At 47.0% G+C, this 15,746-nt stretch carries 10 protein-coding genes, 1 tRNA gene and 1 pseudogene; 7 read left to right on the plus strand and 5 right to left on the minus strand.

Annotated elements, in window-relative coordinates:
- Nucleotides 1–49: 49 nt before the first annotated feature.
- Nucleotides 50–1,957, minus strand: a complete 1,908-nt coding sequence (locus CSR04_RS01040; RefSeq protein ID WP_102794373.1) for a hypothetical protein — start codon at nt 1,955–1,957, stop codon at nt 50–52.
- Complete coding sequence (locus CSR04_RS01045) at nt 1,957–3,987, minus strand: toll/interleukin-1 receptor domain-containing protein (protein ID WP_102794374.1); 2,031 nt, start codon at nt 3,985–3,987, stop codon at nt 1,957–1,959. Before CSR04_RS01045 ends, CSR04_RS01040 begins: the two co-directional genes overlap by 1 nt.
- Nucleotides 3,988–4,297: 310 nt before the next feature.
- On the opposite strand from CSR04_RS01045, the gene CSR04_RS01050 reads away from it, so the two are divergent.
- Nucleotides 4,298–5,218: a hypothetical protein gene (locus tag CSR04_RS01050; RefSeq protein WP_102794375.1), complete on the plus strand. Its 921-nt coding sequence runs from the start codon at nt 4,298–4,300 to the stop codon at nt 5,216–5,218.
- A gap of 122 nt (nt 5,219–5,340) precedes the next feature.
- Here the strand turns inward: CSR04_RS01050 and CSR04_RS01055 are convergent, their stop codons facing one another.
- Nucleotides 5,341–5,772, minus strand: coding sequence for a hypothetical protein (locus CSR04_RS01055; protein ID WP_102794376.1), 432 nt, complete (start codon nt 5,770–5,772; stop codon nt 5,341–5,343).
- 155 nt (nt 5,773–5,927) lie between these two features.
- Here CSR04_RS01055 and CSR04_RS01060 point away from each other — a divergent pair, with 155 nt between their 5' ends.
- From CSR04_RS01060 to CSR04_RS01080, 5 genes and pseudogenes are all read left to right on the plus strand, one after another.
- Nucleotides 5,928–6,188 (plus strand): type II toxin-antitoxin system ParD family antitoxin, encoded by a 261-nt coding sequence (locus CSR04_RS01060; protein WP_102794377.1) that lies wholly within the window; start codon nt 5,928–5,930, stop codon nt 6,186–6,188.
- Between the two features lie 326 nt (nt 6,189–6,514).
- Nucleotides 6,515–7,525: a DNA cytosine methyltransferase gene (locus CSR04_RS01065; protein WP_102794378.1), complete on the plus strand. Its 1,011-nt coding sequence runs from the start codon at nt 6,515–6,517 to the stop codon at nt 7,523–7,525.
- A 106-nt stretch (nt 7,526–7,631) separates the two neighbouring features.
- Entirely contained in the window at nt 7,632–8,534 is a 903-nt protein-coding gene (locus tag CSR04_RS01070) for a NaeI family type II restriction endonuclease (RefSeq protein ID WP_102794379.1), read from the plus strand.
- 135 nt (nt 8,535–8,669) lie between these two features.
- Nucleotides 8,670–9,038, plus strand: a pseudogene (locus tag CSR04_RS01075) (DEAD/DEAH box helicase); the annotation flags it as partial.
- 34 nt (nt 9,039–9,072) lie between these two features.
- Nucleotides 9,073–10,896, plus strand: coding sequence for a helicase-associated domain-containing protein (locus tag CSR04_RS01080; protein WP_102794381.1), 1,824 nt, complete (start codon nt 9,073–9,075; stop codon nt 10,894–10,896).
- A 688-nt stretch (nt 10,897–11,584) separates the two neighbouring features.
- On the opposite strand, the gene CSR04_RS01085 is transcribed toward CSR04_RS01080, so the two are convergent.
- Entirely contained in the window at nt 11,585–13,837 is a 2,253-nt protein-coding gene (locus CSR04_RS01085; protein ID WP_102794382.1) for a TonB-dependent receptor, read from the minus strand.
- 130 nt (nt 13,838–13,967) lie between these two features.
- Between CSR04_RS01085 and CSR04_RS01090 the strand changes: the two genes are divergently transcribed.
- Nucleotides 13,968–14,801, plus strand: coding sequence for a helix-turn-helix domain-containing protein (locus CSR04_RS01090; protein ID WP_172449198.1), 834 nt, complete (start codon nt 13,968–13,970; stop codon nt 14,799–14,801).
- A gap of 197 nt (nt 14,802–14,998) precedes the next feature.
- Here the strand turns inward: CSR04_RS01090 and CSR04_RS01095 are convergent.
- A tRNA-Leu gene (locus CSR04_RS01095) sits at nt 14,999–15,085 on the minus strand.
- Between the last annotated feature and the right edge of the window lie 661 nt (nt 15,086–15,746).

The following is a 15,746-nucleotide window of genomic DNA, read 5'->3' on the forward strand; positions in this document are numbered from 1 at the left end:
AGAAAGATGAGCCCGCTTTAAACGAAAGATAAACAGCCCTAAGTCACCGCTAACGTCTTGCCAAATCGCTTTCGGCCTCCGACAAATTCCACTCCGCATGCTCCTGCATGGCTTCGTTGGCGAGTTCCGTCAGCAGTTTATCGGTTTGTGCTTTAGTCAGGCTTTGGGCCAATAAAAACTGCGCCCGCTTATAAAATACCTGCATATGCGCGAACCCCGCGCTGGCGAAACGGTAGTTGGCCAGTTCCACCCACAGGGCAATAACACCACCCAGCATCACTAAAAACTGCACGGCCAACATCACCCCGGTGTCCCATTCGCACCATAACCAGGGCAAAAAGCCGTTAGACAGTTGATTAAGCTCACAGCGGTTAACGTTGCCGGCAAAGTTATCCAGCGGGTACTGCCACAACAGCCAGCCATGCACCAGCCACATCATTACACCCAGCATTACCGCAGCGATAAGCAATTGGTAAGACATGCGATTGAAGGTCTGCATCGCCAATTTCGGCTGTTTGTTAATCCAGCGTATTTTGCTTTCACGAGTGGTTTTCAGTTTGCTGTCCAGATAGCGAATTTGCCCCCCTATCCACTGCTCTTTCACCCGTTCAAGGTTGCCCTGGTAGCCGTTCTGGAATGTCTGGCGATCTTGCCACCAGACCATCTCGCCCAGTGCATTGGCCTGACTAACCAGCGGAAAACTGCTGCGATAGCGCCGCGGCAGCATGGGCGGTAAAGACGGTGGCACATCAGCAAGATTCAGGTAGCCGCGTAAGCGCAGGGATTCGGCCACCATACGATTGAGCTGATAGCGCCATTTCAGCCTGGCCATTTTGGCCCCAAGGATAATAAAAAACGTCACGCCTACCACCACTAGTACTGCGCCTATGATAATGAGCCCGCTAAGGGTATTGAGCAGGTTAGACACGGTTTCGTAGGCCAGCAGACCTAAGAAGGCAAACACCATAAAGAGCAACAGCTGCGCTCTATAGCGGCTTTGCGCCTTGAGCGCCACCTTATCGGCCTTGGAGAAAATAGCACAGCGCCCGGCCAGCCCCTCACCGAGCAGCGCGTCGTCGCTACAATCGCCTTGCATTGGTTCAGCATTAAACTGCTTCAGTTGTCGCACCAGCGCCACAAACTCCTCACTCAGGCTCGAAGATAACGGTGACGATTGCGCAGACGGGTGACTATGACAGAGGTAAACCGTTGCCTGCTCTGGGGCATCCGGGGCGAGGCGTTGAAAACCAGCAGTCAGATGCTCAGCAGAGTTTTCTGCTGTGCGCTCCACCAGAATATGTTGCAGCACCCCACCCTGCAGGCCATCAAAATAGCCAACGGGTTGCAAACCAGGGTGAACCTTGTCGGTGCAAACGCCGGGCATGCCGCACTTAAACTTAACCACATCAGCAGTGCCGCCAACGCTATCGCTATCTTGGCCATCCCACAGCGTCAGCAATACATTGCTGTAACGGCTTAAAAATGCGCCCTGGTTAAGGTATAGCTGACTGCGGCTTTCGCCATAGTTAAGGTCGGTATAGGCACTAAGCCGTTCCTCATCAGACATATTTGCCGTGGTAACGATCAGATTGTGCTGGTATTTGTTCAGGTAATAATCAAACTTGGTTTGCCAGGCCGGTTCAGTACCTGCGAAATCGGCCCTAAAGTACTCCTCGGGCATAGGCAGAACCGGGATCACATCGCAGTTACCGGTATACCAGTCAGGCTCCCCTTCCATCAAGGCTTCGACAGCATCAATGGCGAGTAAATCCGGTCCGCTCGCCATGCCGGTCAGCAGCCAGATGGGGGTCTGCTCCCCAACCTGTGCCCGCCAGTGCTTTAGTGCAGTTATAATAGCCTGAACGATCAGACTTTCATCGGCATTGCCATTGCTATCCCGCAGCAGGGCATTGCGGTGGCCGCTAACACCAATCAACAAGGGCATACGATGCTTCATTACTGGTAAGGAACCTTATAAACGACAGTGTCAGACAGAGATCCATCTATCCATTTCAACTGAATAAACAAAGGCCCTACTGGCCAAGAAAACTTCACGATCGGTGATGTTCGCGTTGCCTCTCGCTTTTTCCAGTTAGGATTGACCGTGAATGCCGAGGGTTTTGCTAAACGGTCCAGCAGCGAAACAGTGCCGGTATTCACCGGGGTGCCAAAAGACAAGCTGCTTCTGGGTTTAGCCGCCGCACTGGCTTGCGCTTCTGCATACAAAGGTTGGCGCCGGGACTCCATCTGGGCAGTCAATGGCGAAAGATCATCATGGCTAATAGAGAACATCTCACGCGCATCCAGGCCGATGAAGATATCGTCTATACCATCGATTTCCTTCTGCCCTGCGCTCATCCACTTGAAGTGACACTCATTCGGCTGGCATTCAATCAACGACTGGGGGTTATTCTTCAGTGCGTCAATTCGCGCAGTCTGCTGCGTTTGAGCCAGATTCAACTGGTAACTATAGCGACTCGACTTGCCACTTTCGTCCACATAGATAAGGTCTAATTCAGAAACATCTTCCAGCATCGTTTTAGTGATCTTGTCGGCGTAAAACAAGCCATCACTTTGTTGCATGGCATTGTTCACCCCAGCGTAGACACTCCAGCTGATGTGGTTGATATCAGCACCACTCAATGGCACCAGCATATAATTCAGCATATTGAAATCACTGGATAAAAACAGCGCTGGTGCTGAAGGGTCACGGCTGGTCAGGCGTACCACCTTAACTGCGGCGCCCTGCGGTTTCAAAGTATGAATATTGCCTTGTTCGCCATCATTAAAATGCAAGCGGTAGTAAATCTCCTCTGCTTGTCTGGGCAGCAGAACCAGCAGTTCCTGTTTGTCATTAACCCGCGCCAACAGTTCTCCCTCGGTCTTTAACGGGTTTAAATATAGGATGTCGGTTAATTGGTCTTTGTTCGTGCCAAAACTAATACGCTCTATAATAGGTTGCAGCGCCTTGAGCGACTCACCCTGACCAAGCGAACCAAACTGACAGAGAGGAAAACCTGCCGCATAGGCGAGTGCCTTATAGCAGGATAAACGCCCTTCTAATTGCTGTTTACGTTTGGCTATTTTTTCGGCCTGCTTTGCCCCCAGCATTTTCTGCATTTGCGGTAAAGCAAAGGTCATGGGTTCACTGCTGAGGGAGCCATTTAAGTCACGTACGGTTACGGTAACTTCACTGGGTATGGGATACGCCATGTCCACTTCGGTTTGCGCCAATACCAGCATCTGAACAGATTCGGTTCGCTGCCCGCTGTCAAACTCGTAAATAAATTCATATTGTTTGTTGGCAACAGTAGCGCTGGACATCAGCCCCATACCTGTTGCCCGCAATCTAAGCAGTACGGGGCCATTGCTGTAACTTTCCTCGACCGTTGCAGCAAAATCGTCGGCCTGCAGTTCCCGAATGTCGGCGATGGGGGTTGGCATTCCTGCCTTATAGAACCATTCCCACACTGAGAACAGCACAAAAGCCAGCACGGCCAGCGCCGCAACCATGCCCACCATGTTCTTTTTAAAAGGGAAGCGCTTAGGTTTTAATGAAACATGCAGTTCTTTGTTTTCCAGTTTGGCAACGATGGCATCTACCATCTCGTCTAATCTGGCATCCACTGCGTCAAACCATTGCGAGCTGCGCAGAAACCATTCAAGCTGTGCACCATCGGTGGCATCCAGTTTCATGGGGAAGATTGGGATCTGCTTTTCAAAGGCAATATCCAGTTCATTACGCACATGACGACTCTGATTGGCATCAGCGGTAAGTAACAACAATACACAACGGGACTGGGCAATCACCCGCGGAATGGTCAGGCTGTAATCATTCCCCGAGTGAAATAAATCCCGGACCGCGATCCAGCAACGGTAGCCCTTGGCTTCCAGTTCACTGACTAATTCCCTGGCTCTGCGTTCGTCTTTACTCGAATAACTGATAAACACGTCATAACTTGGGTTGGTGCCGGTAGTAGCTGCCATGGCCTGTTTCTCTTATTAACGAAGCTTGTTGCTCATAAAACACGGAGCACAATTATTAACCTATTTTTTCTTACTTGTCAGTTAAGACTATGATATTTATAAAAGAAGTAAGTGAGTTCTGCGCTCTTATTGAGAGATAAGCATGTTCCGTGCGCTATGTGATACTTGCCATGACAGCTTTTTGTTGGAAAATCTGCTGGACTGCGAGTGTGGCCGCTCGCTGTGTTATAGATGCCTGGCCCAACATTTAACTGAGACCGGGCACCAACAACGCTCAGACGTTCACAGACATACCCACAATGAAAGGGATATGCGCCGCATTTTTGACCGCGAAACGTCGCAACGCTTCTTCGACATACTGCAAAGTGCACCGGACGTCAGCCGGTTCGGTTGTATGATTTGTGAGCATAGCTACAGTGGCAGGGTAAAACTCAGTCCTGACGGCCGCTTCTTCAGATTTACCATCCAGTTTGACGAGTATCAGCACTGCCTGGCAGAAAATCAGCAAAACAAGTCAGCGGCCATAACACAGTTAATCCAAGCGCAGCTTGCTAAAATAAGCATGCTTAACGCCCTGCCAGCACGATTTAGCCATGCTCCACCGCTATTTTGCACCAGCACAGATAACTGGCAGTCGCCAACAGACAGCCTGGTGGCCAATCTGCTCCAACAGCTTGGTCTGGCTGCTAATGAATATTTAGCGATGCAACTTCCGCTAGCCTTTTATGATGCAGTGACCTTGCTCGCCATAGCTAAAAAATCCCACCCTGGCAGTAACAGTTGGCGCTACGTTTTGGCCTGTCAGGGCGACGTCTATATATTGAATGGCTTGGCCGCCCCCATTATTGCAGTTAACCGTAAAGTGTCACTACGCTTGCGTCCTTCGCAAGCGCTTGATTATCTGAGCTTCTTCAGCTTTTTCAGCCAGGGTGAACAGGGCAGTTTCTTTATTGTCACCCGTCCTGAACAATGCGCGCTGCCGGAAGTATTAAGCAAGGAAAAAGACAGGGAACTGCACTTCGATACCGGCATTGAGCAATATTACTTCACTCCTGAGGTCACCGAACAAGCACAGAACGGCAACTACCAGGTTCGGGCATTAGTCTGTTATGGCGATTCATTGTTTGACGGGTTGTTCAGCATCAACCCAAACGGGGCAATAAAAATGATTAACGAGCAGCTACTGGCATCCCACCTTCCCTACCCTTTATCTATTTGTTTAACCCCCTGACTTTGCGATGGGAAGGCGGGTTGTGTTTTCACAGCAAGATATAAATGGTTATGCACTCGCCTATACAAACAGGACTATGGGGAGCGTTTGTTTAGTGCTTTTACGCTGAACTATTTGCCGTTCTAATCAGAGCATTCGGCTTGTTCCAACCAGGCTGATTGCTCCGCATCGCTTAAGCCATCTGGCATAGGTATAACGCAAACGGCAGTGTCATTGTCTACCATTCCCAGCAGTACCCTTGAGCCGCTGGTGATTCCTTCTAGTTCTGCTTTGGGCAGTATTAACGTTATTGTCACTCCCTCGTTGAAATGGCCTTCCTGTAAAACCTTTACGCGCAGAGACATAGGCTCAGGTAAATTGCCGACAATAGAAGGAGACTGCAGCATTTTCTTGGCTGTTTTCAGCTCAAGCACTTGTGACACCACCCTATGCTCTAGTTTTCTGCCGGCAGGCCATTCCCAGTTAATATTGATATCCATATTAAAAAACGACATTGCATTCACTCCAAATACCGCGGCAAAAAGCATAAACAGATAAAGTCCATTTGTTTTCATTCTATTACACCAAATACACTTTGCAGGTCGTGCCTGCTGTGTTTAAGCCAAAGATCATGATCATTACACTTAAGCACAAGTCGAACCAATGCAATTTTGGTTAGAAAAGCAAGCATAATATGCGCATAATACGACCATAGTACGTGGAGGTGTTTATGAATATTACTTTAGGTGCCGAGTTCGAAAAACGTATCAACGAAAAAGTCGCTTCAGGCCTTTATACCTCTGCCAGCGAAGTCATCAGGGATGGGCTAAGGCTGTTGTTTGAGAAAGACATATCGAAACAACAGCAACTGGATATCCTTAGAAACGAGGTAGGCAAAGGCTTTCAGCAATTGTCCCAAGGTAAAACATCGGATAAATCAGCGTTGGACATTTTTGCCGAAGTGAGCAAAGAGCTGGATGGCAAAGAATGAGCTATCAAAACTTACAAGAATACCGCATCTACGCGTGGGCATACTGGTAGCGTTCGAAGGAGCTCAATCGACCCGCCGCATCCGCTTTTTAATCGCTGAGGAAAATCAATATTCAGTTCAAGCTGCAAAAGTGATTACGCGCCCCTAAGGTCAATCATATGTGCACGATGCATGGCCCGCTGAGCATAGAGGGGAACACGCTTTATGTTTGCCACCGAGAAAACCAGGGTAAATGACGGTCTAAATATCGCAACAATTTAACACCTCGTCCTTTAAGAAAATCATATGATGCTGTATATTTGATCATATGTTTGGAGAGGGTAAATATGTTCACATCTATTGAACTTTGCGCAGGTGCCGGAGGGCAAGCTTTAGGACTCGAGATGGCTGGGTTTGAACACTTGTGCCTGGTAGAGAATGATCATCATGCCTGTGAGACCTTGCGCATGAATAGAAGTCACTGGCAAGTGCTTGAGCAGGATTTAAGAGGCTTCGATGCCAGAAGATTTCATGGGGTGGACCTGGTTGCAGGAGGGGTTCCCTGCCCACCGTTTTCAGCCGCGGGCAAACAACTTGGCGCTGATGATGAAAGAAACCTATTTGATGAAGCTCTCAGAATCGTAGAACAAGCGTCGCCTAAAGCAGTTATGCTGGAAAACGTCAGAGGATTACTGGACGAAAAGTTTGAAGCCTATAGAGACTCTATTGTTCAGAAACTGCAGGAACTTGGCTACCGTTCCGAGTGGAAGTTATTAAATGCCTCTGACTTTGGTGTTCCTCAGTTACGTCCAAGAGTGATATTGGTTGCCTTAAAAGCAGAGTATTTTCCGAATTTTAGCTGGCCACAGGAAGAACCAGATTCAGCTCCGACTGTCGGTGAAGCATTATACGATCTTGTAGCGAAGAATGGTTGGCCTCATGCAGAAGAGTGGATGTTAAAGGCAAACAAAATTGCTCCTACACTGGTTGGCGGTTCCAAAAAGCACGGTGGACCAGACTTAGGACCGACCCGTGCCAAAAAGGCTTGGAAAGAATTAAATGTGAATGGGCATTTGGTTCAGTATGACTCACCTGCAAAAGACTTTATTGGAAAGGAGGGCTTTGAACGCATGCCTTATCTATCGCTAAGAATGGCTGCCCGTATTCAAGGGTTCCCAGACGAATGGGAGTTTTTCGGTAAAAAAACTCATTCCTACAGACAGATAGGTAATGCCTTCCCGCCCCCGGTTGCTTATGCAGTTGGTTCGTCAATAATTAATGCATTGAGTTTCAGTTCCAATGCTTTTTTACATGATGTGAAGACCGCTCCACCTGCAAGGCAGTTAGAACTTATTTGAATAGTAGCCATGCTGCTGGGACCATTGCCTCTCTTCCCTCCCGAGTTTTGACTTCAACACAATAAAGCCCGAGACTGACAGCAACTTTTTAATTGATGTTAGTAACATGGATTCAAAAAAAAACAATAATGACGCAGATCTGGGGTCCGTTTTTGCTTGGTTTAAAAGCCAGACACACTTTCAGAGCCGTCTAATCCAGGCTATAAGAAAAGCCATTGATGAAGTCATTGATGGTCCCCGAACAGGCCGGTTTACTTATAGTCAGTTAGAGAAAACTGAAAAGACATACCTTGGCACTAAAGTAGAAATCCTCCTTCGAGCAGAATTCGCTTTAGATAAAGGCGAAGTTATGGACTACCGGGTTGATGGTATTGAAGTCGATTGCAAGTACACCGGTAACAAGTGGGCCTGGAATATACCTAAAGAAGCAATGGGTCACATCTGTCTTCTCGTTCGGGCTGACGATGAAGCCGGTACAGCCAGTGCTGGCCTTGTGCGGATTTCCGAAGAAATATTGAACCCTGGTAGAAACCAAGATAAGAAGGGCACTCTAAGTAAAGTGGGTAGAGACACCATTTTGTGGCTGGTAGCTGATGGTCAAATGCAAATAAATCAACTGCACCTTTGGTCGGAACAGGTAATTTCTCAAATATGGGCCAAAGGATCAGGACAGCAACGGTTGAATGAATTATTCCGTCTTAAACAAGGTGAATTAATCGACCGACAGACAATAGCCACTGTGGCACAGGCAAAAGATGATCCTATGAAGCGTGTCAGAGCTAACGGAGGTGCCAGAACCTATTTGAGCAAGGAAGGTATCATCATTCTGGGCCACCAGAATAATCATCCTGAAATTTGTAAGCAGCTTGAACTGCCTGTACCAAACAAAGGCCAGGTGATAGCAGTCAGGATTGTGAGAGATAAATCGGGTGCACTTTCTCTGGCCAACAGCCGTTGGAGAATAGCTGATTCTTCTGATCCCATAGAAACGGCCCCGGAATCTTACTGACATGATGCATTGTATGCTGCGGGGCAACAAGATCTCTGCCACTTTACTACCGAATTAAGATCGAAAGTTCGAATGAGGCCAATTAACGAGCAACTCAAAGCGATTTAAAATGAAAGACGAGGCCATGCGGACAAGCTTCTGGAAATGTTAACCCTAAACAATGTTGACTGCGTTTTATTAACGGGCGGTATGAAAACCAAGGAAAAAAGGGCCGCTAATGACCATCTCGCCACGGCACAGGTCATTATCGCAACAGGTAAGTACGTCGGCGAAGGTTTTGATCTGCCCAGACTAGATACCCTGTTTATCACACTGCCCATATCCTGGAGAGGTACGTTGGCTCAATATGCAGGACGTATACACCGGTCTTTTGAAGATAAGAATGAAGTTCAGATTTACGACTATGTCGAGGTGAATGCCCCTATGCTGAGCCGTATGTATCAAAAACGGGAAAAGGGATATTTGGCTCTTGGTTATAAAGTGTTACGTGACACTGCAGTATAATGCCAACCCCAACAACGAGGAATAGCACGACACTATGTTCGTATCCGGACTCAGCCAAACAGACAGTAACAACGTTGGTTCTTTAGCAGGCTATCTTGAACTACTGACAGTAGATGACCTGAAAAGCCTTTTAAAGCTGCTACCAGTAGAGAAAAAACCATCCAGGAAAAGCGAATTAGCGAAGGCGATTAAAGAGTCTCTGTTGGGAGGAAACCTTTACAAACTTTGGGACAGGCTCGACAACACTCAAAAGTTTGCTGTGAGCGAGACCCTATATTCCTATGGCGGGACATTTAACCCTGTTCGTTTCCAGGCAAAATATGGGCTACTGCCGGACTTCACTGATGAAGAATCAAATGCCCGATATAGTTACTCAGCAAAGCCCGGATTACTCCGTGTGCTGATGTATCATGGAGATCGGTATAATCGGAGCGATCTGGTTATACCGTCAGATCTGCTGCATAAACTTCAAGCCTTTGTACCAACCCCCTTAACAGACACGTTGAAGACAGTGAACTGTCTGCCGGACGCTTTTGATGGGCACTCCATTAACAGCCGCGATACGGAAGTTTCCGCGCTGCAAGACCTGCTCACCATTATGAGTTTAACCTCGCAAAACAAGATTTCCGTCAGCAACAAGACGCTTTTGCCTTCAAAGACGACCATGAACACCCTATCAACCATCCTTAGAAACGGCGATTACTACACTGCGGACGACACCGATTCTTTTGGCGAAAGCATCGAGCCAATTAAGGCCTTTGCCTGGCCTTTGTTGATTCAGGCTGCCAAGCTGGCAGAGGCAAAAGGCGGTAAGTTAGCCCTCACCAAGACAGGAGTAAAGGCATTGTCGGCGCCGCCTGCTGAAACCATTAAGTTGATCTGGCACCGATGGCTTAAAACCAAACTCATTGATGAATTTAGCCGAATCGACAACATAAAAGGCCAGAAGAGAAAGACCCGGAGTGCGATAAGTGCCGCCAGTGACCGCCGCCCGGTTATATCCAGGATGCTGTCCAAATGCCCTGTGGGCGAATGGATAGCATTGGAAGAATTCTCAAGGTTTATGCAATCAGAAAATCATCTCTTCGAAATCACCACGGACCCATGGGAGCTTTATATTGGCGATCCGCATTATGGCAGCCTGGGATACGGCGGCTCTCATGACTGGAACATTCTTCAGAAACGCTACATTGCTTGTTTACTGTTTGAGTACGCGGCCACCCTGGGGCTAATTGATGTGGCTTATGTGCATCCGGAACATGCCGACTGCGACTATGCCGAACTTTGGGGGGCTGACGACCTGCTCTATCTAAGCCGTTATGATGGTCTTGTCTATTTTAGAATAACTGCCTTAGGTGAGTACTGTCTTGATTTAACAGATGGCTATGTGCCAAAAGAGCAGCCCTCAAAAGCCAGACTCTCAGTGCTGCCCAACTTACATATCCAATCAGTCGGTGTAATGGAGTTTGGTCAATCACAACTGTTAGAACTTTATACAGATAAAATCTCCGGCACACAGTGGCGATTCAACCCCGAAAAGATGCTTGCAGCTGCAGAAAGAGGTCATGACATACAGGAACTGGAAAAGTTTCTGTCACAGAGCGATGAACAACCCCTTCCCGAATCGGTCGAGGCATTAATCAGAAAAGTACAACGACAAGCCTGTGCCCTTAAGATAAAAAGCACCACCATTCTGATTGAATGCATAGACGCAGAAACCGCACGAAAAGTGGCTAACCATGACCATACGAAACACCTATGCATGCTCGCCGGCGAAAAACATTTGGTATTAACCAGCACGGAAAAAGCCTTTCGAGGTGCCCTGCGAAAACTGGGCTATGGGATGCCCTTGGTTTAGTGCTTCTTAGGCTGAACCATTTGCCGTTCTAATCAGAACATTTGGCTTGTTCCAACCAGGCTGATTGCTCCGCATCGCTTAAGCCATCTGGCATAGGTATAACGCAAACGGCAGTGTCATTGTCTACCATCCCCAGCAGTACCCTTGAACCGCTGGTGATTCCTTCGATCAAGGGTCAGAGATCTTGATAATATCCCTATAATTCAAACAGTTGGTGCCTGGGGGTCGGAACACTTTATCTGGAACAAAGTATGACAGCCGAAGGCTGGCCTGCAAAGCTGGTGAATCTTATGGATGAAATGAACACTCTAACCGCGCTCGGTAGCACTGGCTCGAGGTCGGCCCAATAGAAACAGTTAAATCCAGCGACTATGGCTGGAAGGTATACTAAGGAAAATGTTTTGAATATGGTGCCTGGGGTCGGACTCGAACCGACACAATGTTGCCATCGGCGGATTTTGAAAAGTTCGTGCTTATATTTATCATTTATTTTCAGAGACTTAAAAATATAACAAGACACTTTGCAAATTCTTTGCATAAGCTGGTTATGAAGCCACCTAAACTGAAGGTTTACTGGAGATATAAATTGCCACTCGGACTCACACCCGAATGGCAGTTTTTGTCTGCGATTTTCACACGTGTTTATGTCGTAATTGAACCGCCGCCTGCAGACTTTTACCTCTGTGAATTAGAGCCATACTTCGGCTTCCAGACCAATCACTCGAGGTGCATCTAACGGGCTATAAAATAATCCGTCGGTACCAAATGCCATGTTTTCCACTGCCAATCCACTGGCACGACGTTCGTTGGTGAGGTTTTCACCAAATATGCGAATAGCAAATTCTCCTGAGTCATAACCTAGTTGTAGTCCTAGCATGGCAGTGGCTTTCTGAAAAATATCACCTCGAGATCTGAGCGCTGTTTTTCCAGTAAAGTTCGCTTCTACTCTGAAATAAAAGTCATCATCCCACTGATAACGTGCCGCCAGACCAGCATCATATTCGGGCACAAATTGAATGGGCTGGCCCTTTACGTTGAGTGATTCACTTAACTGTAAGTTATCATATTCAGCATTTACATAACCAATATGACCGCTCACTGAGAATTGTTTTACCGGGCGCCAGGTTAATTCCATTTCAATCCCTTTGCTAATAATTGATGCATCAGAACTAATGTAATCTGAGCTTATAGGGCGGCCATTAGCGTCTGTAGCGATTTGAATTTCTTGCCAGTTATCTGATTGGATATAAAAAATTGCGCCGGACGAACGCCATTTTTTATCGGTAGAGAACCATTTATACCCTAATTCCCGGCTAACCAGTGTTTCGCTGTCATAAGTAAAAACGTTGTCGTCAACTTTATCATCCTGCACTGCGGTAAGGTTAAAGCCGCCAGGGATATAGCCTTTGGATAACGAAGCATGAAAGGATAAATTGTTGGCGTACTGATATAGCGCTGATACTTTGGGTAGCCAGGCACTAAACGTCTCAGACAAATGGGCATCCTGATAACGGGTAACAGTGCCGAACCCTAAATTGAGTTCCCCTTCGGTTTGAATGGCCGATCGCTTAGCGTTGTCGTAGCGTAGTCCTGCGCCAATTTTAAACTTCTCTGTTAGGTACCAGTTTATCGAGCCAAAAACACTTTTATCCTTGCCCTCTTTGTATTGCATAGGCGCAGCCAAATAGCTATTGAGCGTGCCAGCTCCTAAGAACGTAGATTTTGTGTTTTCCTCTGATTCTGAGTAATAGGATAGACCAACGATATAATCAAAGTGATTACCAGTGGGGGAAGTAAAGCGCAATTCAATGTTTTTGTAGTCTTCACTTTCTGCCTCCCGACCAGCGACTATTGGTGCTGCCGTGAGGTCCAGATCAAGGCCTTTGGCATCTTCTTCCAGTGAACGATAGGACGCCGCCAGGTCGATATCTCCATAGTCAGCCTTATAAGTAGCGCTGATACCAGCTACAAACTCTTCTTCGTTGGTATACTTAGGCGCATCCTCAAGCACCGTCCAGTCATCAATCTGTTGCCCCTGATTATAGTTGTCAGCATAAAGCTGATTATAAAGGTTGATATTTAAAGGTACATATTGCTGATCAAACAGACCTGGAGCATCCATATCAAGCCAATAGGTCGTCGCATTGATGCTAAGCGAGTCGGATGGTGTCCAGTGAAGTCGGCCTTGAATGTAATTTTCTTTGATATTGCCCGTATCTCCGGTTGAAGTACCGATATTTTTAACAAAGGCATCTTCATAAGCAGAACTAAATGAAACAGAACCACTTAGTTCTTTGTTGATTAATGGGCCTGAAATAAAGCCGGTCGCTTCGTAACCTTGTCCAGAGTGGTAGTCTGATGCGGCGATTCGGTAATTCTGTTCAAAAACATCTGAGGGCGTTTTGGTATTGACAATAATGAGTCCTGACTCAGAGTTTGCGCCATAGAGAGTGCCTTGTGGTCCGCGCAGCACTTCTATTGAGTCTACTTGATTGAGCACCGAATTACTGAGTTCTCTGAAAGGGATCCCGTCTATATATACTGCGGCACGATTAACAATAAATGGGTTTGACTCAACACCTCGAATGGTAATGTAAATACTACCTCGTTGGCCTGACTCATTAAATTGTACATTGGGCGCGAGATCATCAATGCGCGAGAAATCTCGTAATCGCGCTTCATTAATTAGTGCTGAATCGATCAGTGTGACTGAAAGGTCAGATTTCATTAACTCGGTATTGCGTTTTGAACCCTTCACAATGACCTTTTCGAGTGTCTCTGATTCGTGTGACAACTGCTTACCAGTTTGCTTATGTTGGTCAGTGAGTAGCTTTCCTGAGGTATACTCAAGCGGATTGGCCGAGGCCACAGAACAGGCCGTCGATATCCCCAGAACGGTTAGGCAATGCATAAAAAGCGTTAGTTGTGACTGTTCAGTCATTGTGAAGAATACTCCTGCTCACGTAGAAAGCAGTAGTGTAGAAACTCATGAAATAAATACCGCTCCAAAATGCCCAACCACTCCATTTTGGATGATATATTATAACAAAATCATGTTATTAAGAGATGCCATGTACTCCGGAAGTCAAATAGTCGAAAATCTGGCCGATAATTTTGGCTCAACCTCTGTTATTGGTTATGAACAGAACAGTATCATTCTGTTGCGTACACATCTTCCAGCGATGAGTGGTCAGCTGTATGCCGGTTCGCATTTAAAAATAGGCGTATGCCTGTCGGCAGGTGGGCTGGTTAGATACGATAATCGCTCATGGCATTGGAAACGAGGCAGTGTGCTGATTACCGCCCCGCATGAAAATGGCAGTTTTGACTCCCCCGATGTGTCGATGTTGGGAATAGCTATTGATACCGCAACGTTCTGTAAATCCTGTCAGTCTGATAAGGCGCAATATCTATCGGTAGTAGTTGAGGACGAGGTGATAGCGTCTGTGATTACCGCCATGTGGACATGCGCAGAGTACCACGGTGACTGCCCGCTGTTTATTCATGAAGGGATATCTGTATTGCTAGGCCGAATCGCTGCGTTGTCGGATGTAGAGCACAAGCATGTTCACGGTATTGGGTTAAGTTATCGACAGATAAGTTGCGTCACTGAGTACATAAAAACGCATATGGATCAGGATATTAAAACCAATGCTCTAGCAGATCTCGTGGGAATGAAACCAAAGCAATTCTCCCGTGCATTAGAGACATCAACCGGCATCACGCCTTACAAATACATTTTAAAAAACCGGATGAGTGAGGCAAAGCGTTATCTTGAACAGGGATATTGTATTACTCAGGTAGCCGGGTTAGTTGGTTATAATAATCCCAGTAAATTTTCCGCTGCATTTAGCCGGATAATTGGCTGTTCTCCTTCTCAATGGAGAGCGCGCAAAATAGATTAGTTTTATAGACTGTTCGTCACAACGAAAGTAGGGAGACAGATCTGAGAGTAGTGTTCATATCGAGGTAGCAGCAAATGTAGCACCACTTTCTGACGGATGACAATGGACAGCCCTAGACCAATATGAACTATAAACCGCATAGAAATAGGGATTTCGGTGATTTACTGGATGGTATTGGACAGTGTAGAACTTGAATATGGTGCCTGGGGTCGGACTCGAACCGACACAATGTTGCCATCGGCGGATTTTGAATCCGCTGCGTCTACCAATTTCGCCACCCAGGCAAGGGGGACATTTACTCAGATTATAGTGTTATCGGTAGATTGAGAGTGCCTTGCACTCTTGCGTCTACCAATTTATTCGTCACGTCCTGTGACTCACCTGCTGTGCAGGCCAGCTAAAACTGTTCAAATTTGCTCCCGGCAAATTTGTCGCCACCCAGGCAAGGGAGGTCTTTCAAACAAATTATGGTTTTCAGCTTCTAAGAGTGCTTTGCACTCTCGCTGCGGTCGCTACCGGCCTCCTGCCTATCGCGACACTAGTGCTTCCTGCACGTCGTCTACCATTATGCCTCTCAGTTAAGGGAGGTCTTACACCCGACAATGATGCCAAGGGCTTGGCTGTCAGAGTGGCAGGCATTATAGCGACTGGCTTTGGCCATGCAAGTATTTTGTCATAATTGCCCTTGCAACTGTTTAATAAACCGTCACTTAGGCGTTCTGGCGGCAATTGTTGCTGTTCCCGACCCTAACCGGTCAGGCACTGTTTTTAAGCCGCAGCTAGTACCTGCGCCAGCCTTGTTGTTGCGGTAGCGACAAATCAATGCGTTATCTCGTTGTTGATTGGCATGTTTTTATTTAACATCCTGTAAAACCACAATGGTTAATTGATAACCATGCGCTCGGATTTTTACCAAGCAACCAAACAAAAACACCGCAGGCCGCA

The sequence above is a fragment of the Bowmanella denitrificans genome (assembly GCF_002887595.1).
GTDB lineage: Bacteria > Pseudomonadota > Gammaproteobacteria > Enterobacterales > Alteromonadaceae > Bowmanella > Bowmanella denitrificans.